At 52.5% G+C, this 24,630-nt stretch carries 15 protein-coding genes, 1 tRNA gene and 3 pseudogenes; 15 read left to right on the top strand and 4 right to left on the bottom strand.

Annotated elements, in window-relative coordinates; all coding sequences use genetic code 11:
* Window positions 1–13: 13 nt before the first annotated feature.
* The 9 genes and pseudogenes from HF685_RS04655 (at window position 14) to HF685_RS04630 (ending at window position 9,812) form a co-directional block, all read left to right on the top strand.
* Window positions 14–1,450, top strand: coding sequence for a glutamate synthase subunit beta (locus tag HF685_RS04655; protein WP_168818496.1), 1,437 nt, complete (start codon window positions 14–16; stop codon window positions 1,448–1,450).
* Between the two features lie 233 nt (window positions 1,451–1,683).
* Window positions 1,684–1,857, top strand: a complete 174-nt coding sequence (locus HF685_RS16695; protein ID WP_425500175.1) for an Arm DNA-binding domain-containing protein — start codon at window positions 1,684–1,686, stop codon at window positions 1,855–1,857.
* A gap of 168 nt (window positions 1,858–2,025) precedes the next feature.
* Window positions 2,026–2,805, top strand: a pseudogene (locus HF685_RS04650) (transposase); the annotation flags it as partial.
* Between the two features lie 321 nt (window positions 2,806–3,126).
* Window positions 3,127–3,510 carry a hypothetical protein gene (locus tag HF685_RS04645; RefSeq protein ID WP_168818495.1) on the top strand — a complete coding sequence of 128 codons (384 nt, stop codon included), beginning with the start codon at window positions 3,127–3,129 and terminating at the stop codon, window positions 3,508–3,510.
* Between the two features lie 286 nt (window positions 3,511–3,796).
* Entirely contained in the window at window positions 3,797–5,029 is a 1,233-nt protein-coding gene (locus HF685_RS04640) for a hypothetical protein (protein WP_246218752.1), read from the top strand.
* Complete coding sequence (locus HF685_RS16275; RefSeq protein WP_246218751.1) at window positions 5,026–5,334, top strand: hypothetical protein; 309 nt, start codon at window positions 5,026–5,028, stop codon at window positions 5,332–5,334. Before HF685_RS04640 ends, HF685_RS16275 begins: the two co-directional genes overlap by 4 nt.
* 75 nt (window positions 5,335–5,409) lie before the next feature.
* Entirely contained in the window at window positions 5,410–8,112 is a 2,703-nt protein-coding gene (locus HF685_RS04635) for a TonB-dependent receptor domain-containing protein (RefSeq protein ID WP_168818494.1), read from the top strand.
* 106 nt (window positions 8,113–8,218) lie between these two features.
* Window positions 8,219–8,542 carry a GspE/PulE/PilB domain-containing protein gene (locus HF685_RS16610; protein WP_343040084.1) on the top strand — a complete coding sequence of 108 codons (324 nt, stop codon included), beginning with the start codon at window positions 8,219–8,221 and terminating at the stop codon, window positions 8,540–8,542.
* 1 nt (window position 8,543) lies between these two features.
* Window positions 8,544–9,812 carry a GspE/PulE family protein gene (locus HF685_RS04630; protein ID WP_343040083.1) on the top strand — a complete coding sequence of 423 codons (1,269 nt, stop codon included), beginning with the start codon at window positions 8,544–8,546 and terminating at the stop codon, window positions 9,810–9,812.
* A gap of 723 nt (window positions 9,813–10,535) precedes the next feature.
* Here HF685_RS04630 and HF685_RS04625 read toward each other — a convergent pair.
* A tRNA-Gln gene (locus HF685_RS04625) sits at window positions 10,536–10,609 on the bottom strand.
* Window positions 10,610–10,806: 197 nt separating this feature from the next.
* Here HF685_RS04625 and HF685_RS04620 point away from each other — a divergent pair.
* Together HF685_RS04620 and HF685_RS04615 are read left to right on the top strand one after the other, a co-directional pair.
* The gene (locus tag HF685_RS04620; protein ID WP_168818493.1) at window positions 10,807–11,931 is read left to right on the top strand and encodes a Ppx/GppA phosphatase family protein; all 1,125 of its coding nucleotides are present in this window, start codon (window positions 10,807–10,809) and stop codon (window positions 11,929–11,931) included.
* A gap of 17 nt (window positions 11,932–11,948) precedes the next feature.
* Window positions 11,949–12,608, top strand: a pseudogene (locus HF685_RS04615) (RlmE family RNA methyltransferase); the annotation flags it as partial.
* A 5-nt stretch (window positions 12,609–12,613) separates the two neighbouring features.
* Here the strand turns inward: HF685_RS04615 and HF685_RS04610 are convergent.
* From HF685_RS04610 to HF685_RS04600, 3 genes are all read right to left on the bottom strand, one after another.
* Window positions 12,614–13,399 (bottom strand): DsbA family protein, encoded by a 786-nt coding sequence (locus tag HF685_RS04610; RefSeq protein ID WP_246218750.1) that lies wholly within the window; start codon window positions 13,397–13,399, stop codon window positions 12,614–12,616.
* Window positions 13,400–13,493: 94 nt separating this feature from the next.
* Window positions 13,494–14,897: a M48 family metalloprotease gene (locus HF685_RS04605; RefSeq protein ID WP_484555884.1), complete on the bottom strand. Its 1,404-nt coding sequence runs from the start codon at window positions 14,895–14,897 to the stop codon at window positions 13,494–13,496.
* A gap of 112 nt (window positions 14,898–15,009) precedes the next feature.
* Window positions 15,010–17,685 carry an Rne/Rng family ribonuclease gene (locus tag HF685_RS04600; protein WP_168818491.1) on the bottom strand — a complete coding sequence of 892 codons (2,676 nt, stop codon included), beginning with the start codon at window positions 17,683–17,685 and terminating at the stop codon, window positions 15,010–15,012.
* Between the two features lie 569 nt (window positions 17,686–18,254).
* On the opposite strand from HF685_RS04600, the gene HF685_RS04595 reads away from it, so the two are divergent.
* The 4 genes and pseudogenes from HF685_RS04595 to lepA all read left to right on the top strand — a co-directional run bounded on the left by HF685_RS04595 (window position 18,255) and on the right by lepA (window position 24,625).
* Window positions 18,255–19,451, top strand: coding sequence for an N-acetylmuramoyl-L-alanine amidase (locus HF685_RS04595; protein WP_168821254.1), 1,197 nt, complete (start codon window positions 18,255–18,257; stop codon window positions 19,449–19,451).
* 107 nt (window positions 19,452–19,558) lie between these two features.
* Window positions 19,559–22,114, top strand: a complete 2,556-nt coding sequence (locus HF685_RS04590) for a penicillin-binding protein 1A (RefSeq protein WP_168818490.1) — start codon at window positions 19,559–19,561, stop codon at window positions 22,112–22,114.
* Window positions 22,074–22,748, top strand: a complete 675-nt coding sequence (locus tag HF685_RS04585; RefSeq protein WP_168818489.1) for a GNAT family N-acetyltransferase — start codon at window positions 22,074–22,076, stop codon at window positions 22,746–22,748. Before HF685_RS04590 ends, HF685_RS04585 begins: the two co-directional genes overlap by 41 nt.
* 60 nt (window positions 22,749–22,808) lie before the next feature.
* A pseudogene (gene lepA / locus HF685_RS04580) lies at window positions 22,809–24,625 on the top strand (translation elongation factor 4).
* Window positions 24,626–24,630: the final 5 nt, after the last annotated feature.

The raw sequence follows: 24,630 nt of genomic DNA, 5'->3' as shown, positions 1-24,630 counted from the left end.
TTGGAGTTAGATCGTGGGCAAAGTAACCGGGTTTCTCGAGATTGATCGCAAAGAGGCGAGCTATGCTGATCCCGAGGAACGGCTAACGCACTATAAGGAATTCATCGTTCCGCTCGCCGAGCCTGAACTGAAGGAACAGGCCGCGCGCTGCATGGACTGCGGCATTCCCTATTGTCACAATGGTTGTCCGGTAAACAACATCATCCCCGACTGGAATAATCTGGTTTATGAGGGAGATTGGAAAACGGCGCTGGAAGTGCTCCATTCCACCAATAACTTCCCGGAATTTACGGGCCGTATTTGCCCGGCGCCCTGCGAAGCGAGTTGTACGCTCAATATTGATGATGCGCCCGTCACGATCAAGTCGATCGAATGCGCTATCGTTGATCGCGGATGGGAAGAGGGCTGGATTACCCCGCAGCCACCGGAAAAGAAAACCGGCAAATCGGTTGCAGTCGTCGGTTCCGGCCCGGCTGGCATGGCCTGCGCACAGCAATTGGCGCGTGCCGGACATAGTGTGACCTTGTTCGAGAAAAACGACCGCATGGGCGGATTGCTCCGCTACGGCATTCCCGATTTTAAAATGGAAAAACATCTGATCAACCGACGGTTGGTGCAGATGGAAGCAGAAGGAGTTGAATTTCGCACTAGCGCCGAGGTTGGTGTTACTGTTTCTGTCGATTCCCTCCAGGAAAACTTTGATGCAGTGGTTATGTCTGGTGGCGCGGAAAAACCGCGTGCGCTTGATATTCCAGGATTTGAAATGTCCGGGGTTCGCCTGGCGATGGAATTTCTGACCCAGCAGAACAAGCGCAATGCGGGGGATGACGAGCTGCGCGCTGCGCCGCGCGGAACCATCACCGCGACTGGCAAGCATGTAATTGTCATCGGCGGCGGCGATACAGGTTCGGATTGTGTCGGCACGTCTAACCGTCAAGGCGCGGCTTCGGTTACCCAGATTGAGATTATGCCGAAACCACCGGTGCACGAAAATAAAGCCATGTCATGGCCCGATTGGCCGATGAAGATGCGCACATCATCCAGCCACGAGGAAGGTTGCGAGCGCGACTGGTCCATCCTGACCAAACGCGTTGTCGGAACTAACGGCAATGTTGAAGGCTTGGAATGCGTCCGCATCGAATGGATAGATGGCCAGATGCAGGAAATCGAAGGCAGCGAATTCACATTGAAAGCCGATCTTATCTTCCTGGCGATGGGCTTTTTGGGTCCGCGAAAAATGGGATTGGTCGATCAATCGGAAGTCGCACTAGACGATCGCGGCAATGTCGCGGCCAATGTTGTGACCTATGCGACGAGCAAGAGCGGTATATTCGCTTGCGGAGATATGCGCCGTGGCCAAAGCCTGGTCGTGTGGGCCATCCGGGAAGGCCGCCAATGCGCGCGGGCCGTGGACCTGTACTTAATGGGCGAAAGCGCTTTGCCGCGTTGATCTGCAAAGCTGTTGTAGATGGGACGACTTACGATCAACCGACTATCACCATCTATACTATTTAAAATATTGATAAATATATATAAAGCTGGGTCCCCCGTGAGAAGTATAACTAGTGTCTACGCTGGTTTCACGTTGTTCCAAAATATCCCTGATTATGAAGGAATTGTAACGATTTCAATCCACCCTTGTCCCTTGAGGTTTCCCTAAACCCGAATAAAACGTGGGAACGAATGTGGGAGCCCGTGATGGGCAAGTTAACGGTATTATCAGCTAAGAATGCAAAAGCAGGTCGTCATGGCGATAGTCGGGGATTGTATCTGCTAGTTAAAGAAACAGGTGCTCGCTCTTGGATGTTACGCGTTCAAGTGGATGGCAGGCGTCGTGATATGGATTGGGATCGATAACGGATTTGTCATTGGCGGAAGCACGCGACAAAGCCGCCTTGTTGCGTAAGGCAGCCCGTGCGGGTGATGATCCGATAAAAGAGCGCGATAAGAACTTAGCGCATTTGGCTATCCCAAATTTCAAAACAGCTGCCGTTGCTTGTCATCAAGAAATGTCACGCGGCTGGGCCCAAGCAGCTGGCCCCCACCGATCCAGCAGCGCAATGGACCGCAGCGAGCCTCGAACGGGCCTTCTTCGCTTACTCGACCAAACATCTGATCGATCTGGATCATGCAGTCATTATGGATGTATAAGCGACGACCTCGATCCGTCAGCCCGAAGTAACCGCACAGCGTGGGATGATCGAGCGGACGCAGGAGCGCTTTGGCCTGTGGCCTGACCGGCTTGCAGCTGATGCCGGTTATGGCGATGCACCCAATCTCGCCTGGCTGGTCGAGGACAAAGGCATTGAGCCGCATATCCCAATGTTCGACAAGTCCGGTCGCCGCGACGGCACCTTTGAACGGGCCGACTTCACCTTCGATGATGAGGAAGACCGATATACCTGTCCGGGCGGCAAGGAACTGAGACGGCGGAACCGCAACTTTGCCATACCGCGAAGCGATGCCGACAAAGATGGCTTCATCCGTTACCGTGCCCGCAAGACGGACTGTGATGCCTGCCCGCTCAAACCGCAATGTTGCCCCAATGCTCCGGTTCGCAAGATCATGCGTTCCATCCATGAGGGTGCCCGCGATATGCCACGGTCCATTGCCACCACCGATGCCTATGTTACCTCGCGAAGACAGCGCAAGAAGGTGGAAATGCTGTTCGCCCATCTCAAACGAATATTAAAGCTGGACCGCCTTCGTCTCCGGGAACCAAATGGCGCAAAAGACGAGTTCCTCCTCGCCGCCACAGCACAGAATCTCCGCAAACTCGCCAAAACAATCCCGATCCCCGCCTGATAACCAGATCATATCCCGCTCGTCTCGATACCAGAAGCAACATCAAACCGCTCATCAGGCGAGTTTTTCAAAAGAATCGGGTGGGAAACGGACGTCTGCTTACAAACAATTCACCGAAAATACCGACACTAGCCTCTCAGACGACACTGATTAGTTTTTGATTGATTGTTGTTGCAACAAACAGATTGAAACGCAGGATGCAGTTTCCCTGTGAGCTACTTTCCCTTTAGCCTCTCCAAGCTGTGGGCGTTATATTACAGTTTTGTTGCATTTTGAGTCACAAAAGTGTAATATATCTTCATATCAACAGGAGATGATGCAATGAAAATGGCAAAAATGCTTGGATTTGCGACAGGTTTGCTAATCGCAACCACACCTACTCTTGCGGAAGCGCCCGAAGGTGAAATTGGTTACGCGAAAGGTTCACTGGGTTATGATGCGCTGGTTGCTGGTGACAATCAGACTGCGCTTGCGCAATTGGAGGCTGCTGATGGTGTGAGTGCCAATGACCCGGCGCGGTTTATCAATCTGGGACAAGCCTATCTTCGTATTGGACGTACAGGCGATGCGGCAAAGATGTTCATGGCGGCGATAAATAGCAATCGTAGTTTTGATTTGATTCTTGCCGATGGCACTGTGATCAATTCACGTGAAGCCGCTAAATTGGCGCTGCACAAAATAAACAATACGCTTGCTGCACGTTAAGCAAACGCGCTAGATTCCTGAAAAGGCGGTCGATTATCCGGCCGTTTTTTTGCCTTATCAAATTGTATATAGTGCGGTCCAGCATGAGAGATGGCAGCGCTCGGCGCTCCCGAAAGCTGGCTGCAATATTCCTGAAATATTTCTGTCTCTGATTAGTCATTAAAACCGCACTGACGAGTCTTTTTACCTGCCTATTGGCTACTCCCGAAGGCGATGGGGTTAAGCCGAATCGGGACCGCATCGTTTGAGCATTATGTTTCAAACCAGTTCTGCGGAGACGATTTCCATGAATAAAAAAGCATTCCAGTCCGTCCTATTTGTAAGTGCTGCGGCGCTTGTCGTCGCTGGCTGCGGTGCCGATAGCGTAGCCTCACCTGGCGAAGGCAATATCGTCGTGCTGCCTACTCCAGCCCCGGCACCTGCACCAACGCCGACACCTACCCCAACGCCCACTGCGGGCACTCCCGCTACCGATTGTCCAACCGGTACGGCAAATGTTGGCGTTATCACCACCGGTAACGGAGAACAGGCACGAAATTGTCAGGTATCAGGTATCGTTCAGGGCAATCTGGTACTGCCAAAGCGTCCTAACACTGCAAACACAGTTTACTCCCTGTCCGGCGGTGTGGAAGTCGGTGTAGATGGAGGGACAACCGGTATTCTGACCATAGAGCCGGGCGTGACCATTTTTGGTTCCTCTGGCGGCGACTTCCTGCTGGTAAATCGCGGATCACAAATTTTTGCCGAAGGCACGGCGTCAGCGCCAATCGTTTTTACCTCACGTCAGAATATCCTTGGCCAAACGACCGTGGATAGCATTGGTCAATGGGGCGGAATTGTTATCCTTGGACGCGCACCGATTTCTGATTGTGCGACCGGCGGTGCATCCAACCCCGGCGGTACGCGCAACGACTGTGAGGCGATTGTCGAAGGCCCCTCAAATGCCGTCTATGGCGGTACATTGCCAGCGGACTCGAGTGGCCGTATGTCCTATGTTCAGGTCCGCTATCCCGGCTTTGAAGTTTCTCCGGGCAACGAGCTCAATGGTATCACTATGGCCGGTGTCGGCAGTGGAACGTTCTTCCAGAATGTTCAGGTGCACAATAGCTCTGATGATGGTGTCGAATGGTTTGGTGGCCGCGTGAACGGCAAGAACCTTGTCATGACCGGGATCGATGATGACTCGGTGGATTCAGACTCCGGCTACAAGGGGCACAACCAGTTCGTTTTGGCCGTGCAACGTGCCAATGGCGGCGACCATGTGATGGAAGCGGATTCTAACGGCGACGAAGATGCCGAACCGCGCCAAGATCACAAATTGGCCAACGTTACTTTCGTTTCCAATGGCGGCGATCACGTGATCCTGCTCCGTGGTGGCGGTGACTATGCTTTTTATAACAGTGTGTTCACAAGCCGGAATGGCGGGCATGTGTTGACATCGATAGTGCTACCACCGTTCAAGCAGCGGGCGCTGGTCCTGACGAGAACGGGCCTCCCGTGTTCCAGTCGGTATTCATGAGTTGTCCGACCGCATTTGTGGATGATGGAAACATTACTGTTGCTCAAATACAGACTTTGTTCAACGCCGGAACGAATAACACGGCAAACGGCACATCATCGCTCGCCAATGTCGCAGCCGCGTTCCCATTCCTGAACGGAGCTAACGAAAGCGGAGTGACCCCATTTGCGGTAAGTGGCGTGAATAGCTTCTTTGAAAATGTGAATTACATTGGCGCAGTACGAGACGCGAACGACACCCGTTTCCAGGGCTGGACTTGCGGGCTCTATGCCAATGATTGCGCGACCGCTCCGACCATTGGTTAACCCTGAGAACACCTGCGGGATGGCGGTCGCACTGGCCGTCATCCCATTTTTTATATGCGACAAGGAAGTAATTCGATGAAAAAGCGGGCCACGTTTATCTCTAGCCTTTTGCTTACCACCGCGTTGTTGTCTCCCTCGGCATTTGCCCAAACGGCTCCAACCGATACGCCGATTGAAGAAGACGAGCAGGTGGAAGAAACACAACCCGACGCTGACGTTGATATCTCAGCACCCGGCGGCGATTTCAGCGGCGAGATTATCGTTCGCGGCAAATTTATTCCCAATCCGATCCGCGCAACATCCGAAGTGGTTTCGGTGCTCGGTGAAGCAGAAATCGCACGCGCTGCCGATGGCGACATCGCTGGCTCGTTGCAGCGCGTGACCGGTTTGAGTGTCGTTGGCGGAAGGTTCGTTTTCGTCCGTGGCTTGGGTGAGCGCTATTCGCTGGCGCTTTTGAATGGGTTACCCCTGCCATCGCCGGAACCGCTACGCCGCGTGGTTCCACTTGACCTGTTCCCAACCAGTGTCATCGCCTCGACCGTTGTGCAGAAAAGCTATTCCGCCAATTTCCCCGGTGAATTTGGCGGCGGAGTGATCAACCTGACCACCAAATCAACGCCGGATGAGCCGTTTCTCGAGATCAAAATGAGCCTTAGTGGCGATAGTGAAACAACCGGCAAACTGGGCTATACTTACGATGGTTCTGACACAGATATAATCGGCTATGATAACGGAATACGTGATATTCCCAGTGGACTGGCTCAGGCTATCGCGCGTAATATCCCGATCTCGGTTGGCACCGAATTTTCCAGCTTGGATCTCCAAAATTTTGGCGCAAGTCTGAACAATGCCAATACCAACCTGATCCAGGAGAATAGGGATATCCCTGCTAATTTTTCAGCGGAGATTACAGGCGGCACCACGTTTGACGTCGGTGATGCCTTCGTCGGTATTGTAGCGACCGCAGGATTTGAAAATAGCTGGCGCACCAGAGCCGGATTGCAGCAGACCTCGCAAGGTATCGTGAACATCAACGGTGAACCAGGTCTGTTGCCGGACCAGAATTTCAATTTCGTCACGACTGAGAATCGCATCATCGTGAATGGACTGCTTGGTTTGTCCGCTGAAATTGGCGAGCACAAGTTGCGCTTTACCAATCTCTACATCCACGACACATCAAAGGAAGCGTCGATCAAGGCCGGAATCGACGCGATAAACGTTGATGAAGAAACATTACTCAATCAGGGACGGACAAGCTGGTTCGAGCGGCAACTTTTTACCTCGCAATTCGTTGGCGAATTCAAGTTTGATGCATTTTCGGTTGATTTGCGCGGTGCCTATGCCAATTCCAAGCGCGACGCACCCTATCAACGATCATACAGCTATGCCTTTGATGACCAGATCGCCAATGATTTTGTCAATGACCTGACCTCTCCCGGGGAGTCAGCCCGAATTCAATTCAGTGATTTGAACGACGATGTTTATGGCGGCGGTATTGATTTGGGTTATGAAACCAATATTGGCATCCCGGTCAACTTGAACGCTGGCTACGCTTATTATCTCAATGACCGTCAGGCGCAGCGCCGTGACTTCCGGTTTGTTCCAGCCAATGGATTACCTAATCCGATTGATCAGGAGCGGATCGACTTCCTCCTTTCCGATTTCAATATCTTCACTCATGAAATTGAACTGCGTGAAGTGGCTGCTCAGACTTCGGTCCCGGCCTACGAAGCCCAGTTGGAAATCCATGCCGGATACGGTCAGTTAGATGCCGAACTTGCCGATGGTCTGCGCCTGAATGTTGGTGTGCGTTATGAGGACGCGCAGCAATCAGTCACACCAATTTTGCTGCAAGGCGGAGCGGCCTCTCTGGCTTCGGGTATCAGCAATGACTATTGGCTACCAGCAGGGACACTGACCTGGAATTTTGCTGACGATATGCAGTTCCGTCTGGCAGCGTCCAAGACCGTTGCCCGTCCGCAATTTCGAGAGCTCGCACCCCAGCAGTTTCTTGATCTGGAAACCGACCGTACCTTCATAGGTAATCCGTTGCTGTCCGATAGCGAACTGATAAATGTCGAGGGCCGGTATGAATATTATATCGGGCGCGGCGAGCGCATTACCCTTGCTGGATTCTACAAGAAGATCGACAATCCCATTGAAAATGTAGCCTTCGTCCAAGGTGGCGGCACCCTGTTTACCGGTTTTTCCAATGCGCCAACTGCGACGCTATATGGCGCAGAAGTCGAACTGGTAAAATATTTTCCGCTGAACGATCTAGGCGGCAGTTTTTTTGAAGACCGCCGCCTGCTGCTTGCGGCAAACTACACTTATACCAAATCGGATATAAAGGTTGGTGCGGGAGATCAGGCAATCAATCCGGTCACGCTTCAGGCGACCGACGCGTCCAACCTTTTCGATGATGGGGACCGCCTGACGGGCCAATCCACCCATGTTGCCAATCTGCAATTTGGTATGGAGCGTGAGGACGGGCCGCTATCCCAGCAAACCGTTCTGTTGACGTACAACAGCCCCAGGGTCACAGCGCGCGGACCGCAGGATCAACCGGATCTGATAGAGCGCACCGGTTGGCGGCTCGATTTTGTTTTGCGCGAGGAAATGAATATCGCCGGGCAGGATTTTGAGATGAAGTTTGAAGCAAGGAATGTCCTGGGCACCGGTTATCGGGAATCCCAGACGCTTGGCAGTTCGACGATTTTGAACAACGCCTATGAAGTTGGAACCCGCTTCTCGCTGAGCATTGGCCTGAATTTTTGATCAGAGCAATGCCGTGTTCCAACTGTAATTTATCTGTCACCCGAGAGTCTCCGTTTCGTCAACTGCTTGTGTCACAAATAAACTGCACAATTTCGCGGGGGCTAACGTGACTGAAAATTTTCCAGAACAGAGTCATCCTAATAGACAAACAGCGGGTAACGCCAAACCGGCTGTATCCATTCATCCACTGCTTGATCTGCCTTATTGCTATGCTCGCGAACATGGCATCCTGTTTCTTTCCGGAGACAGTGAACGCATCACTGTTGCATTGCACGACGGCTCGGACCCCCTGGCTTTGTTAAAGATACAACGTTATCTCTCAATGCCGCTCGATCTTAAAAAGGTTGACGAGGCGAGCTTTGAAAAGCTCTTGCAAGAACATTATGCAGTGATGGCGCGGTCGGAAGAGAATCGCGGCGGCAGTCATTAACATGGACCACACGGCAGATGCCCTCGATGCAATTGTGGCGGACATCCGAAATGCTTCAAACAAACATGAAGGCGCCAAGGATCAGCTTAGTCTTCGCCTGATCTACGGTGTTATCGCCGAGTCTGAGCGGCAAGGTGCTTCAACGATCCATCTGGAGTCAAATAGGTTTGGATTGGTGGTTCGTATGCGGATCGACGGGGTTCTCACTGAAAAACTGCGAATGCCAAAGCAATTGGCGACTGATGTCATTGAGCGTCTCAAGAAAATGGCGCAACTGGATTTGTCTGAACATGATTTTCCGCAGGAAGGAATAGCGAACCTGACTCTTCGCGGAAATTCTAAAGATATTCGCATCTCAACTCTGCCTAACGCAAATTCGGGTGAAACAGGTGAACGCATAGTGCTCCACCTGCTTGACGCGCAAAAGGCATCTATCTCGCTTGACCTGCTCGGCATGTCGGAGCAGACGCACCATATACTAACTGATGCCTTATTGCAGCCCAATGGCTTGATTCTTGTTGCTGGCCCACCAGGCTCGGGGAAAACAACCACACTCTATGCAGCAGTCAAACAGCTCAATGATGGCAACCGCAATATTCTGACGGTCGAGAACCCGATTGAATATGCGCTTGAAGGCATTGGTCAGACCCAGATTGACAGCGAGCGCGGTTTGAACTTCGCAGACGGCTTAGCGGCGATACTCCGTCAGGACCCCGATATTGTTATGGTGGGCGAGATCAGTGATCGCGAGACGGCCGAAATTGCAGTCGACGCCTGCGTCGACGGCCACTTGGTGCTCGCGGCAATCAATACCAACAGTGCTGTGAGTGCCATTGTGCGGATGCGTGATATGCAAGTTGATCCGTTCCTGATGGCATCCTCGCTTCGGGTCATTATTGGGCAGCGTATGGTTCATAAGCTCTGTGAACATTGTCGTGTGCCTATACAGGCCGACGGTTCGCTTGCTTCACTTCTGGGCTTTGATCGCGGCACTGTTGTGTTCAGGGAAATGGGTTGCAATCATTGCAACGAAACAGGCTTTCAAGGACGTATTGGCGTGTTCGAGGCTATATGCATAGATAAGACAATCCGAAAACTTATCAACGAGGGCAGCGATGAAGCCCGCTTGTCAGCTCATGCCTTTTACAAGCAACCCGGTTTGGCATCCGCTGGCCGTACCATGGTCCGAGAAGGCCTCATAACGGCGGAAGAAGGCATAAGAATATCACGGCGGGAGTCCGCTGCTGCCAGCCATCCGGACCGGATTTAGTTCCTTGTTGCTATTGGAACGGAAAGTTAATGCACAAAATGTTGCTAGATTTATTCACCGATTCCAATCGCTCGCACAAAAGGAAATTCAAGAATGGAGCTGTCGTCTTCCGGGCACCTACCAGTAAAAAGAAGCTCAAACGGGTTCACGTTTGTCGAGCTAATCGCGGTGAATGACTGTTCTATGTTTCGTTAGAGAACCGGCCTAGGCTTATATGGAAGACCGCATTGAGCAAATTCAGAACGGCCTTCGGATGCCCTAGAATGGGGCGACAGCTGAACGGCAGCTATTGAAAACTCTTATATGCGATCTTCACCAAATTCTTCGTCTCTCGCTAAAATACATCCGATAAATTGGACCAAATTTACCGGGTAAAATCCATGCCGCAATGCAATGCATTGGGCAGCAAAATAGATACACACCCTACGCACGGGTGAATTACGGTTTTCTGCGACGTTTCGAGAGTGCGATCCGCATGCTCTCGCAATAAGGATTTTCAGATTGGCGGAATTTAGCTATCCCCTGAGGATACGGATCGCATGCTCTCGCAATAAGAAAGTGCGATGTGCAGTTGCAGCAAAATTCGCCACGATACCAATGCATCATGGAAACAAATTAGGGCGGCAAAAACTCGCCTTCTATTTAAAATAGGGAGCGAATGTGGGAACGATTTAGGGATCATTCATAAATAATATTCTAAATCAATATCTTAGATATAGAAAATGGATCCCCCGTGAGGATTCGAACCTCAATTAACGGAGTCAGAGTCCGTGGTATTACCATTATACGACAGGGGAATGGGATCGCCGTCGGGCGCGGCAATAAGCGCCGCTCTGTTGCGGGTCAAGGCTTTTGCACCGCGCTACGCGAATATTAATCGGGTCATTGAACGAGGCCCGATCCTAAGCCCTTGCGCATTTTGGTTGCTGTCGTTATCTCTATGCGCAAGTACCGGCGGAATTATCCGATCCGGAGAACATAAGAGTATACGGCCATGGCGGATGAAATATCCCCATCGCCGCAGAGAAACCAAGGTCGCGGGTCCGCAGGGACACCCGGTCTGAAGCATGCGGCGACACATATTGACCGGAGGCAAAATCCGCCTTCCGCTGCCTCTAACATTACCAAAAATAATGGCCGCTGGCCGAAATTGCGATCCTATGCGGCGATTGACCTGGGTACCAATAACTGCCGTCTTCTGGTTGCCAAACCTTCTTCCGATGGGTTTATCGTGACCGATGCTTTTTCGCGAGTGGTGCGACTGGGCGAGGGGTTGGTCGAAACAGGGAAGATCAGCAGCAGGGCCATGGACAGGGCGGTTGCGGCACTTTCCATTTGCGCTGATAAGTTACGGCGTCGTAATGTGACATTGGCGCGGTCGGTGGCGACTGAGGCCTGTCGACGTGCGAGCAACGGTGAAAAGTTCATTGAACGCGTGCGAAAGGAAACCGGCATTGCACTGGATGTCATCACCGCAGAAGAAGAGGCCCGCCTCGCCGTATTGGGCTGCCAGATTTTGTTGGAACCGGGTGAAGGTCCCGCGCTGATATTTGACATTGGTGGCGGATCAACCGAATTGGTACTCGTCGACACCATGGGCAGCGCTCCGGAAATCATCGATTGGCTGAGCGCGCCGTGGGGTGTTGTCTCACTCACGGAAAGCGAAAAATTTGACACAGATAGTGCTGGGGCGCGCGCGGCCGCTTATGCCAAGATGCGCGCCAAGGTCATGGAGAGCTTTGCGCCTTTTGCCGCACGCCTGCCAATAGATAATCCATCGGATTTCCGCTTGCTGGGAACCAGCGGGACCGTTACCACGCTGGCGAGCCTGCACCTGAAACTTCCCCATTATGATCGTAAAGTGATCGACGGTTTGATTGTGCCGACGGAATCGATGCGGGATATCAGTGCCATGCTGGCGGCATGTTCACCCCAGGAGCGCGCCGATATTCCATGCATAGGCAAAGAGCGGGCTGACCTGGTGGTCGGTGGATGCGCGATTTTGGATTCCATCCTCGATATCTGGCCGGCAAATCGCGTTGGCGTCGCAGACCGCGGCATAAGAGAGGGCATATTGCGCTCGCTCATGTCGTCCAACGAACGCAGGTCAAGCCTGTGAACCATTGGCATGAGTAGGGCGGGTCTGGCGGCAAGGAGCGCGTCAAGACGGCCAAGGGCCGCAAAGTTGGTTCTACGCGCTGGCTAGAACGACAGCTTAATGATCCTTATGTAAAGCAGGCAAGGGCGGAAGGCTATCGCTCGCGCGCTGCTTATAAATTAATGGAATTGGACGAGCGTTTCAAATTCGTTCGCAAGGCGAAGGCGATCGTGGATTTGGGCATCGCGCCCGGCGGCTGGGCACAAGTAGTCAGAAAATATGCGCCAAAAGCTGATGTGGTTGGCATCGACCTGCTAGCGATTGATCCGATTGAAGGTGTTACAATTTTCGAGATGGACTTCATGGATGATAGCGCGCCGGACAAGCTGCTCGACGCTCTGGGCTGCGCCCCTGATCTTGTGTTGTCCGATATGGCGGCCAATACCGTCGGCCATCAACAGACCGATCATCTGCGGACAATGGGGTTGGTTGAAGCCGGGGCCTATTTTGCGGTGGAAAATCTGCAAAAGGGCGGTACTTTTGTAGCAAAGGTGCTGGCTGGCGGCACTGACAACGAATTGCTCACGCTGTTGAAAAAGTATTTCAAAACGGTGAAGCACGCCAAACCGCCGGCGAGCCGCAAGGGTTCCTCAGAATGGTATGTGGTGGCGCAGGGGTTTAAAGGGCGGGCCGATTAATCCGGTTATTTTGATCCACGCGCCTTCGCGATCATTTCTTTCAATCCATCATAGCCAACCGCGCCGACTTGGCTGTCATTGCCAACTACCCATGCCGGCGTGCCCGTAAACTGGAGCTTGCGGGCGATTTCGATGTTATTCTGGACTTCCTTTTGCGCTTCGGGCGTCTTTGTAAAACGCCGCGCCTCAACCAAATCCAGTCCAGCTTCGCGCGCTGCATTTTCTATTGTCGACGGGGTAGGGCGCCCAGTGGCAAACATCGTTTTGTGGAAAGCATAATATTTGCCCTGCTTGGCGGCCGCTAGAGCCATCAGGGCTGCATCATTGCTCGCTTCGCTCAAAATCGGAAGCTCACGGAACACGACTTTTACGTTCTTGTCCTCCTTGAGAACCCGGTCAATATCGGCGGTTGTCTGTTTGCAATAGGGGCAAGCGAAGTCGGAATATTCTACCACTATCACATCGCCGTTGGGGTTCCCCGCAAAAGCAGTTCCATTAAACGGTGCCTCTATGCCTGCCCGGATTTCGTTGATTGCTTCGGCTTTTTGGCGAGTTTGCAATATTTCCACCGCTTCGGGAATAATTTCCGGGTTTTTGAGAATATAATCACGAACAATCGCTTCAATGGCAGCCTGTTCCTTCGCATCAATGCCAGCAGCCAGCGCCGCCTGGCTCGCTTCTGCGGTGGCAGACGGACTACCGGATTGCCAAAACCAGACGCCAAGAGCTGCCGCTACGGCTAAACCGCCACCTGCCATAATCATCCACTTTCCGTTTTTATCTTTGTCCACGATTTGCCGTTCGTTTTTGTTCAGGCCTCAATGTCGAAGCTTGGGTGCATTGTCCAGAATTGTTGTGATTATTACTGAGGCGGTATCATGGCGTTTAACGGCGACGTTTGTTGTCGCGTTCGAACTCACTTTTCGCGATGAGTGAAATATCCTGCGCTCGGATCCAGTCCGGTGTATTTTCTGCTATACCGGCCATCGCAATTTGCGAACTGCGAATGGCGCTGCCATAGTTACGCTGCAATAAGGAGCTTTCTGCTGTGGCAAGCTGTGCTCGCGCCGTATCACCTTGCTGGGAATAGACGACGCCCAATTGATACCAGGCAAACGGGTTCTGGTTGTCTTTGGCGACCGCTGATTTCAAAACTTGCGTGGCCTCTTCAAAATGCGTTTTGTCTTCAGTGGCGATCAAAGCATGGCCAAAAAGGCTTGCGATGAGCGGTTGGTTGTTGGTGAGCCGCACGGCCTTGCGCAAGGAAGCCAAAGCTTCATCTGGTTTTCCGGACTCGAGCAATATCTGCCCCTGTAGTTCGAGGAAATAGGGGTCATTTGGCGCATCTTTCAGCAGGTTGTTCACTTCATAAAGCGCCCGATCCGGATAGGCGCTTTTGTGCCAAGCATATGCCCGGGCGTAACGACCGGGCACACTTTGGTCGCTTTCTGGATATTTACGCAATGTTGTCTTCGGTTCGCCCGTAAATCCCAAAAGCTTGGCTTTTACACGCTGGAAACGGGCTTCTATTTCGGCATCGGGCGCTTTGTCCCATGCTGGATCGGCCTGATAGACATCGCGCAGCAAGGTAACGCGTTCGCCGGATAACGGATGGGTCCTGCCGTAACTATCTTCTTGCGGGATGCCCAAACGAAACTCGTAATTTTGCAGTTTCTTGAAAAAGTTTATGGACCCCTTGCCAGTAATGCCCGCCGCGGCAAGGTAACGCGCGCCGGCAGAATCAGCGCTGCGCTCCTGCACGCGGCTAAATGCCAGAAACTTGCCAGTCGCAGCTTGCTGTCCCGCGGCTAAAATGCCCGCACCAGCATCGCCAGCTCCAGCGGCAATGGCCGCAGCACCGAGGATCAAGCTAAGGATGGTGATACCCGTTGCGGTTTTTATGCCCTCATCAAACCGGATAATATGGCCACCAGTAATATGCCCAAGTTCGTGGGCCATGATGCCCTGAATTTCATTAGCGCTATCCGCAGCAGCAAGGGTGCCGGAATAGAAATATATTCTTTGTCCACCTGCTACGAAGGCATTTATCTGATTGTCACCGATCAGCACGACTTCAACGTCTTCGGCATCCAGCTCGGAAACGGCAACCAGCGGTGCCACCATGTCCTTGAACAGCGCTTCAGTCTCGGCATCCCGCAATATGGACTGCGCTGCGACAGGTTGAACTGTCAGCGCAGTTATCGTAAAAAATGCCACGATTAAGCGCAGTAGCGCTGTCATCTTTGTTCTCACTTTTGGGGAGACTTTGGAGGCGTTCATTCTTGTCATGGAAATCCTATACTAGGGATTTCCGTCGACTGCCAGACAATGCCTGAACCTGCGATGAAACCGGGCCTGCTATCTCTACGATAATACAGGCCCGATGTTCATTCATTGACGGTTAGCCAAAAGTCCGCTGCCACCAGCCTTGGCGCGGATTGCCATCAGTTGGAGCCCGTTCACTTTTCTCAGCCACGCCGCTTTTTTTTGCTGTTGCGGTTTTTGATGCCGCTTTTGCTCTGCTCTTTGCTGGCGTTTTGGCCTTCGCTGCCAGATCTTCGGTGCCAGCGCTCTCATCGGCCGACGCTTCTACCTTCTTGGCTTTGGCCCGAGAAGCCCGCTTGGGTTTTGCTGTCGCTTCTTCCGCCGGCCTGTCACCGGTTTCCGCAGGTGCTGCCTCAGCCGCTTTTGCCTTGCGAGGAGCGCGGCGGCGTTTTGGTTTTTCTTCCACCTGTGCCTTCCCGCCCTCTTCACTAGCCGGAGTATCAGACGCAACTTCGACATCCTTTTTCCGGGACCGGCTTTGGCGTTTCGGTTTCTCAGCTGGTGCAGCGCTATCTGCCGACTCCGCCTCAACCGTCGAAACATTTGTATCTACATTTGCATCAGCTCTCGGCTTACGATTACGCCCGCCACGTGAACGACGCTTGGGTTTCGCGTTTTCATCGGAATTCTCACTCGCCGATTGATTTTCACCATGTTGTCCAGAATTATCTGAATCACTGGTGTCAGAGACGGTATCATCCCGATCTGCGCCTCGGCCACCGCGCCGTCCACGCCGCCGCCGCCGTTTTTTGGGGCGATCATCTTCATTCCGCTCCGCTGCTTCAACGATTTCATCATTTTCAAAATCATCATCGTCATCGTCGTCGATAATGGGCTCAAACTTCGGAACATTCTGCGGCGGACTACCGGAACCTTTAACCTCCATCCGCGCGCCTTCTGTCTCCCCATCCGGAACAATTTCAACGCTTACGCCGTAACGCTTTTCAATATCCTGAATCTCGTGGCGCTTGCTGTTGAGCACGTAAATCGTAGCTTCCTGGCTGGCCGTGAGAATTATCTCGCTGGCTTTGCCTTTAGCGGCTTCTTCTTCGATCAGGCGCAGCGCTGACAAGGCAGACGACGATGCTGTACGAACCAGACCAGTGCCCTCGCAATGCGGGCAGACTTTGGTCGAAGCTTCCAAAACGCCGGTGCGCAGACGCTGACGGCTCATTTCCATCAGGCCAAAGCTTGAAATCCGGCCCACCTGTATCCGTGCCCGGTCATTTTTCAACGCATCTCGCATTGCCCGCTCTACTTTGCGAACATTACCATGTCGGTCCATGTCGATAAAATCGATAACCACCAGGCCAGCCATATCGCGCAATCGAAGCTGGCGTGCAATTTCATTGGCGGCTTCCAGATTGGTTTTGACAGCAGTCGCCTCGATGCCGTGTTCGCGTGTCGAGCGACCCGAGTTAATATCGATCGATACCAGGGCTTCAGTCGGATTTATTACCAGATAGCCGCCGGATTTCAGTTGAACTTCCGGCGAATACATTGCCGATAGCTGGTCTTCTGCACCATAGCGCTGGAACAGGGAAACCGGATCGGAATAGCTTTTTACCCGCCGACTATGACTGGGCATTAGAAGCTTCATAAAATCTTTGGCTGCAGCATAGCCATCCGGCCCTTCGACCAGCACTTCTTCTATATCGCGGTTATAAATATCGCGAATAGCGCGTTTTATCAGATCGCTATCGCTGTGGATCAATTTGGGAGCAACGGCACCGAGGGTATTCTCGCGTACTTCGTCCCAAAGTCGTGCCAGATAGTCAAAATCGCGTTTGATTTCAGGTTTTGTACGGGACAATCCGGCCGTGCGGACAATGCAGCCCATTGTGTTGGGCAATGCCAAATCAGCAATAATTGATTTAAGACGCTTGCGATCACTGGCGCTGTTTATCTTCCGGCTAATGCCACCGCCATGCGAGGTGTTTGGCATCAATACGCAATAACGACCGGCGAGGCTCAGATAGGTTGTGAGAGCAGCGCCTTTGTTGCCACGCTCTTCTTTAACCACCTGCACCAGAACAACTTGCCGGCGCTGGATAACATCTTGAATCTTGTAACGCTTGCGCAGCGCCATGCGTTTTTGGCGCGCCTGATCGCTAGCCTTGGCAACATTCCGGCCACCGCGACCGCCGCGACCACCACCGCCATTGCCCTTGCCGCCGCGCCGACCCTTGGAGCGGTTATTTTTAGATGAACCTCCTTCACTTTCAGCGGTATCACCGTCGTCTTCGGCTTCATCGCTATCGTCGTCGGAATCATCATCAGGATCGTCAGAGGAATCTTCCGAAGGCAGTTCGCCTTCGGTCACATCAATTGTGTCGACGCTCTCGTCTTTTTCGACCTCGACCAGAGCCGTGTCAAGCTCTTCGGTCGCTTCGCTGCGCACCATATCGGCCGGTGCGTCTTCCTCCTCTTCCTCTTGCGCGCGCAAAGCTGCTTCTTCTGCGGCATGCTCGGCTTCTTCAGCAAGAAGACGATCACGATCTTCTTTCGGGATCTGATAATAGTCGGGATGGATTTCGCTAAAGGCGAGGAAACCATGCCGGTTTCCCCCATAATCGACAAAGGCAGCTTGCAGCGAGGGTTCGACCCGCGTTACTTTTGCCAGATATATATTGCCTTTTAGTTGTTTGTGCTCGGAAGATTCAAAATCAAACTCTTCAATTTTGTTCCCTTTTACGACCGCCACCCGGGTTTCTTCCTGGTGGCGCGCGTCGATTAACATGCGCGTTGTCATTCAATATACTCCTGGCATGGCCAAACCGGCATAAACCCGGGGAGCCATGTAATATAAAAGGGATGACGTCTTGATGCGCGCGGACCTTTGAATAGGGGCGGGCGGCGTCATCCGGTTGGTTTCAATAGTTTCTGAAAAAAATGTGTCTGCAGCAAATGCATGGCTCTGGCCGGTAGCCAAAGTCTGTCCGTTCAAGAAAGCAGCTTCTTTGCGAAGAGCTTCTGAGCCGGAGATTTCATGCCTCATGTTGCGTCAACCTGGTACGTGCCGGAATCTTTCCGGCGCTTGTAAATGTCGCTGAACTGAACTGTTCTCAAGACGACAGGTGTAGCTAGCACTGCAATCGGTGAACGGCAACATAAACTATTCTCGGATCATCAAGATTTCTGTTTCGCAGATATGGCGGAGCAAACATGCTGAATTTGCTGTTAACCTCGTCGTTTTACACCAACTTACGATTACATCCTTAATGCCTTTTTCACCGAGATTAATCGGGTGAAATAGGGTGATACGCAGTGAAAACCAAATTTGACTGGACCGACAAGGCCGCCGCATTGCATAAGCGCATTATGCCGCTCACTACGATTTTAGCCTATTCCCTGTTGGTTACGAACCCTGCCTATGCGGGATCGGTCAACCGAATTGATGCAAGCGATAGTCAAATCACAGTTTCATTTGATGATCTGGTCGAAGGGGCATCTGCCTTTTCTCTCGTGGGGCCAAATCGGATCGCTATTGATATACAAGGTGGCAAGGCAGGGCGTGGCGGAAGCGCATCGGGAATGATCAAAGCCGTTCGGCAAGGGCAATATGACCCAAATACCGCGCGTATCGTATTTGATCTTGATCGCCCGGCCGTCGTAACCAGCGGCGCGTTTTCCGCTGACGGCAAAAACCTGATATTGCGGTTGCAGCCAGCCGGCGACCATATGATGGGCAATGGACGCAAATCTTTTTTGCCGCCAGCAAGCTTTCGCGCCGAACCTCCGAAAAAATCCTACAGCGTTAAAGTGCCTTTGGGGCGACCGGCAGACAAGGTTGCGCTGCCGAAAATTCATGGCCCAAATGATAGCAGCCGTCCGCTTGTTGTGATCGATGCCGGACATGGTGGGCACGATCCCGGAGCCATTTCCCCTCACGGCAGTCAACGTGAAAAAAATGTAACGCTGGCGATTGCGCGCGCCATCCGTGACCGGCTGGTTGCCAGTGGCCGGGTACGGGTGGCATTGACCCGGGATTCTGACAAATACCTGGTTTTGCAAGAGCGCTATGGAATTGCGCGCAGACTGGATGCAGACTTGTTTATCTCCATTCACGCCGATGCTGCAGGAAACGAAGATGCCTCTGGCGCAACAGTGTACACCCTGTCCGAAGTGGCATCGGATCGTGAAGCTTCCAAATTGGCCGCGCGCGAAAATAAGGCAAATATCATCAATGGTGTCAATCTTGGCGGTGCCACACGCGAGGTGTCTTCCATTCTCATTGATCTAACCCAGCGCGAGACGATGAATGTCTCGGCAGATTTTGCAAAAATATTGCACCGCGAGGGCAGCCGGGCAATGACATTCCGCAGCAATCCGCATCGATTTGCATCATTCGTTGTTCTGAAAGCTCCAGACACGCCGTCGGTTTTGTTTGAGACCGGTTATCTAACCAACAAGAATGACGTCGATTTTCTCGGGTCGCGCGCCGGACAAGCAAAAGTCGCCAACGGTGTGGCGAACGCCATTGAAACGCATTTCGCCAGAAAACTTGCACAACGCTGAGCGCTGACGAGTAAACAACAGTATCTTTTTGTCCCAAGCTGGACCGGAAAAATATTTCGTCGATATTCGCTGGAAAATGCCCCTGATGCTGCTAAATGAGGCAGTATATGAGTGATGATACTACAAGCAGTGCACCAGAATCGTCTGGCGAGAGTTTAGCCTATAAGCTGGAGCGCAATACCGGCGGCTTTATTGAGCGGCTGGAACGGCTTTGGCAAAAAAAATGGTTTCGGCTGTTCTTGGCTTTTATCGGTTTGTGCCTTCTCGCATGGTTATTGATTTGGGCAATATTTGCCCGGGACCTTCCGGATGCCAAAAGTCTACAGAAATATGAGCCGCCGCTTCCTACGATGGTGCGGGCTTATGATGGCGAGCCGGTCCATAGCTATGCGCGTGAACGGCGTGTGCAGCTGGAATATTCTGAATATCCCGCGCTGTTAATTCGCGCTTATCTGGCCGCCGAAGACCGTACATTCTTTGAACATGGTGGCCTGGACTATCCGGGCATCGCGACAGCGATAGTAACCAATATTTCCAACAGTGGCAGGCCTGTCGGTGCTTCCACAATCACGCAGCAGGTGGCAAAAAACCTGTTGCTTACCAATGAAGTGTCCTACCGCCGCAAAGTTCGTGAAGCTTTGCTGGCTTATCGAATTGAAGAAGTGCTCACCAAAGAAGAAATTCTGGAGCTGTATCTCAACCAGATTTTTCTGGGCAGGAACGCCTATGGTGTCCAGGCTGCAGCGCAGGCCTATTTTGGCAAGGACGTCGACGCGTTAGCCCTCCACGAAATGGCCTATTTGGCGATTTTGCCGAAAGGGCCATCCAACTACCGGCCGGAGGTTCATGAGCAGCGTGCGGTAAATCGGCGAGACTGGGCGCTCAAAGAAATGAACAAAAATGGCTGGATAACCGACAGCCAATATCAAACCGCGATTGCACAGCCTTTAGGAGCGATCAGTCGATCCGGCCCTCAGTTTGAGCGTGTCGGTGGATATTTTATTGAAGAAGTGCGCCGCGAACTTATCGAACGTTTTGGCGAAAATGAAAAAGCGGGACCATATAGTGTATATTCCGGCGGGCTTTGGGTGCGGACGTCACTCAACCCTGAGTTGCAAGAGCTCACAAAAAATGCGCTTAGATCCGGTCTGCTGCGGTATAGTCAAGGCAAAGGCTGGAGCGGCCCGATCAACAAGATCGATATTGACGATCAATGGGCACAGAAACTGGCATCCACATTTATCGGTACAGATTATTCCGATTGGCGCATTGCGGTGGCGATACGTCGAACGGGGAATGGCGCTGAAATCGGATTTTCGGACGGTACTACGGGCCGTATCGGTGGTGTTCCTGCCAAACTGGCGGCTGGCGATATCATTGCGGTCAGCCCGGCTGGTGGAGACAATTACCGACTGCAAAATGTTCCGAAAATTTCGGGTGGCATGGTTGTCCAGAATCCACGCAATGGCCGTATCTGGGCGATGCAGGGCGGTTTTGATGATCGGATGAGTCCGTTTAATAGGGCAACGCAGGCCGAGCGCCAGCCCGGTTCAACGATCAAGCCCTTTGTTTATGCGACAGCTCTGGATCAGGGCATGACGCCGGCGACGATCATTGTGGATAGCCCCTTTTGCGTTTATCAATCAGCGTCTTTGGGCCGGAAATGTTTCCAGAATTTTGGCGGCGCAGGCGGGGCAGGGCCGCAGACCCTGCGCTGGGGCGTAGAGCAGTCGCGCAACCTGATGACGGTGCGTGCCGCCAATGATGCTGGCATGGATAACGTCGTCAAGACGATAAAGACCATGGGGATCGGCGACTATAAGCCCTATCTCGCCTTCGCGCTAGGTGCGGGTGACACGACTGTTGCCAAGCTGACGAACGCCTATTCCATGCTGGTTAACCACGGGCGGGAATTGAAACCCACTGTTATCGACTATGTACAGGACCGCAAAGGCAAAGTGATTTTCCGCGCCGACAAGCGCAATTGTGATAATTGCAATATGGCAGAGTGGGATGGTCAGCCGATGCCAAGGCCAAGGCCAGCCGGAAAACAATTGATGGACCCGATGACCGCTTATCAAATGGTCAACATATTGGAAGGTGTGATCACGCGCGGTACAGCGCAAAATTTGAAGAGCCTTGATCGCCCTCTATTTGGCAAAACCGGGACAACCAGCGGCCCGACCAATGTCTGGTTTGTTGGCGGTTCGCCTGACATGGTCGCTGGCGTCTATATGGGATTCGACCAACCAGGTAATTTGGGAGGCTATGCTCAAGGCGGCACCATGGCTGCCCCGATATTCAAGCAATTTGCTGAATCGGCGATGACCGGCATGCCAAAGACTCCATTTGTAGCGCCCAAAGGTATTCGGATGGTGCGGGTTGATCGAAAATCTGGCAAACGTATATTTGGCGGATGGCCCTCAGATGATCCCAAATCGGCAGTTATTTGGGATGTGTTCAAACCCGAAACCGAACCAAAGCGCTCGATCCGCAAGGATGAATTGCTAGCCAGGTTGGAAGCCAAGAAAGCGCAGTTGATTGCCCAGAGAGCCGCAGCGAGGTCTAGATCATCGAACAGTGGCGGTTTGCAAGATGGCGGCAACAATGGGCCTGCACGCAATGACAATGAATTCCTTCAGGAAGAAGGCGGAATCTATTAGTGCTTCGGAAATGCTGACCGGCTCCGATGTTGCGCTGATGGATACCGTTCGGACGGTTGGTAGTGAAAGTGTGGAACAGCTTGGCGAAATTACTGCTGATGCTTTCCGTCATGATCCGTTCAATAACTGGTTCTTTCATGATTTCGACGCGATGCAGCAAGTTTTCACATTGATGGCTAAGCATATCTACGCGCCAAATGGCTTTTGCCAGATTTGGGAAGAAAACGGGCAGGCTTGCGCAGCAACTATGTGGACCATGCCGGGTGACAAGGCTGACCTTTCCCTGCTGGCCACACTGGAATTTTACTGGAGCATCTTTTCCAGAGGCGGCCTCGCAGCGCTGAAACGCGGTAAAGCGACGACCGAGGCGATGGAGGCACATCATCCCAAAGAACCTCATGCCTATCTGTTTACGGTTGGAGTGGTGGGAGAAGCCAGAGGGCGCGGCCTTGGTCGGCAATTGATCGAACCAGTCTTGCAAGCCTGCGATCAAACCGGAACAATGGCCTATCTCGAGAATTCCAATCCGGCCAACACTCGGGTTTATAATAGCCTTGGCTTTGAGCGTGTGACCATCTTTCACCCGATGCCAGGCTGCCCACCATTGGAAGCAATGACGCGCAAACCGCAATAATCTCGCGCCGGTGGGCGTTTCCCTACTGACATCAACCAAGACCCCTGCTAATCGCGCGGCATGACAGAATCCTCCTATTCTCAAGCACATATCCGTAACTTCTCCATTATTGCCCATATTGACCACGGCAAGTCGACGCTTGCCGACCGGTTGATCCAGCATACAGGCGGGCTCACCGAGCGCGAAATGAGCGAGCAAGTACTTGATAATATGGACATTGAACGCGAGCGCGGAATTACGATCAAGGCGCAAACCGTGCGGCTCAGCTATACAGCGAAAAACGGTGAGACTTATGAGCTGAGCCTCATGGATACGCCGGGCCATGTCGATTTCGCTTATGAAGTATCGCGTTCGCTGGCGGCATGCGAAGGCGCTTTGCTGGTAGTGGACGCTGCTCAAGGCGTGGAAGCGCAGACGCTTGCAAATGTCTATCAGTCCATCGAACATGATCACGAAATAATTCCGGTGCTGAATAAAGTGGATTTGCCCGCTGCAGAGCCGGAGCGTGTGCGTCACGAGATTGAAGAGATTATCGGTATCGACGCATCGGAAGCGGTGTTGGCCTCTGCTAAGTCCGGTATCGGAATCGAAGATATTCTGGAACAACTGGTTGCAAAAATCCCGCCACCAGGTGGAGATCGCAACGCGCCGCTCAAAGCCATGCTGGTGGATAGCTGGTACGATCCATATCTTGGCGTGGTGATTTTGGTGCGGGTCATTGATGGCTTTATTACCAAAGGCCAGCGGATCAAGTTTATGGCGCAGGGGACTGAACATCTCATCGACCGTGTGGGCTGTATGCGGCCAAAAATTGAGTTATTGCCTGAGTTGGCTGCTGGCGAAATCGGGTTCATCACCGCGCAGATCAAAGAGGTTTCCCAGACTGCCGTGGGTGATACGATCACCACCGTTAAAGGAGGGGCGACGGAACCTCTGCCGGGCTTTAAGGAAGTGCAATCGGTTGTATTCTGCGGACTTTTTCCTGTTGATGCAGCCGATTTCGAGAAACTGCGGGAAAGTATTGGCAAATTGCGTTTGAATGATGCCAGCTTCACCTTTGAAATGGAAACCAGTGCTGCATTGGGGCAGGGCTTCCGTTGCGGTTTTCTGGGCTTGCTGCACCTGGAAATCATTCAGGAACGCTTGACCCGCGAATATGATCTTGATCTTATCACAACGGCTCCTTCGGTGGTTTATCGGATGGTTATGAACGATGGATCGGAACAATTTCTGCACAATCCGGCGGACATGCCGGATGTTGTTAAAATATCGGATATTGAAGAGCCCTGGATTGAGGCCACAATCTATTGTCCCGACGAATATCTCGGTGGAATTTTGAAACTTTGCCAGGACCGCAGGGGCGTTCAGAAAAACCTGACTTATGTCGGGATCGTGCACAGGTTGTTTATGAGTTGCCGCTCAACGAGGTTGTTTTTGATTTCTATGACCGGCTGAAAAGCATTTCGCGCGGTTATGCGAGCTTTGACTATCACCAGATTGGTCTACGCAGCGGACAACTCGTGAAAATGAATATCCTCGTTAACGGTGATCCCGTTGACGCCCTGAGCATGATTGTGCACCGAGATGCCGCCGAAGCACGGGGCCGTCATATGTGTGAGCGCCTCAAGGATTTGATCCCGCGGCATCTGTTTAAGATTCCCGTTCAGGCGGCGATTGGCGGCAAGGTAATCGCGCGTGAAACCATTGCGGCAATGCGTAAGGATGTGACGGCCAAATGCTATGGTGGCGATATCTCCCGCAAGAAGAAGCTGCTCGACAAGCAGAAGAAGGGTAAAGCGAAGATGCGCGAATACGGCAATGTGTCGATTCCGCAGGAAGCTTTTATTGCTGCACTGAAAATGGGTGATGAAAATTAATTTAC

The sequence above is a fragment of the Parasphingorhabdus halotolerans genome (genome assembly GCF_012516475.1).
GTDB classification, from domain to species: Bacteria; Pseudomonadota; Alphaproteobacteria; order Sphingomonadales; family Sphingomonadaceae; genus Parasphingorhabdus; species Parasphingorhabdus halotolerans.
The sequence above is the reverse complement of the archived record's forward strand: the minus strand, read 5'-3'. Positions and strand labels throughout refer to the sequence as shown.